The organism is Endozoicomonas sp. SESOKO4 (assembly GCF_024606275.1).
This window is the reverse complement of the sequence record NZ_JAHHPS010000084.1, coordinates 1-1,100: the sequence shown is the minus strand read 5'-3', so window position 1 is coordinate 1,100 and position 1,100 is coordinate 1. Positions and strand designations below refer to the sequence as shown.

Genomic DNA, 1,100 nt, shown 5'->3' with positions numbered 1-1,100 from the left:
CCTTTGACTTTCTGAGAGATCAGGAAATGCATAATTTGGGTTCTGTAACAGAATAGCCAAAAGGTTAGGAGCAAAATTAACCCAGCGATTCAGGTCATAAATCTCATAATTAGACCCGTAGTCACCTTGTGTAATTACCGGAAACCATACACCCTGTGTTGGCACTAGCAAAGCAATTAGTTGCACACTGCCATATTGTTGCAATTTTGCTAACTCCGATTCAGCGAAAGAGGTTGAATCAGTAATTATATTATTATCGAGAATGGCTGGAATCATACCAGAATCGATCCCTAATATTAGCTCAAGCTCTTGTATCAGTTTTTCATGATCAGGATGATCCTCAATCATGGAATAAATTTGACGAAGGTTGTAATTCATGATTTGTCTTACCTTTTGCTGGTTCCATGCGCCTGCTTGTCTTGAACGTTTAATCCTGTTGAATATCTCTGCAATGGACGAGTACATACAGTTACCATCGCCATTAATTCTTATCAGCTCAAAACCGGCGGGGACAGGGTTATAGTAAGAAACGGGAGCAACTAATTGTTTTTTGGGGTATCCCTTTTTCATCTTGTTATATAATTGCCCTACTTGTTTCCTGATGCATCTGTCCTGTTCCATGCATTCCTTGTGAAAAGGTCTTACTAGCGTTTCTTTCGGTTCGCCAGTGGTTTTGTTTGTCCGGCGTCCTTTGCCTCTTATGGGGTTTTTAGTTTCGTAAATTTCACCACAATGGTAACAGGTTTGTCTGAACTGACCATGTCTATTTGGAAAATTAATGAGAAGATTCGGAGTGTTTTTCCTAAATAAAAAGATTAATTCATCTGTTTTCTCTTTGCTGAAAAAACTCGAGTTTTGTTCAGTTTTTTTAAGAAACGCTTGCAGAGAAACTTGCACATCTCTATTTTTTGTACGACTTCCGTATTTTTCTAAAATGCTTAACGTAAACTTATTTAAAAATTGGCTGCTTTCGAAATCCATATCGCTGGAGTAATGTCTCGCGACAGGCAACAAGTGACTCAAAAACAATGGGATAAGATTTTTCTCATCATCAATAATTTTGCGCATGCTCTTGATAATAATGTGAAGGTTTTCTACTT

Annotated in this window: 1 protein-coding gene; it reads right to left on the bottom strand. The window is 37.8% G+C overall.

All coding sequences use genetic code 11. The annotated features are described in order from the left end of the window. Window positions 1-1,068, bottom strand: a 1,068-nt coding sequence (locus KDK16_RS01385; protein ID WP_257274343.1) for a hypothetical protein, incomplete at its 3' end; no start/stop codon positions are given. Window positions 1,069-1,100: the final 32 nt, after the last annotated feature.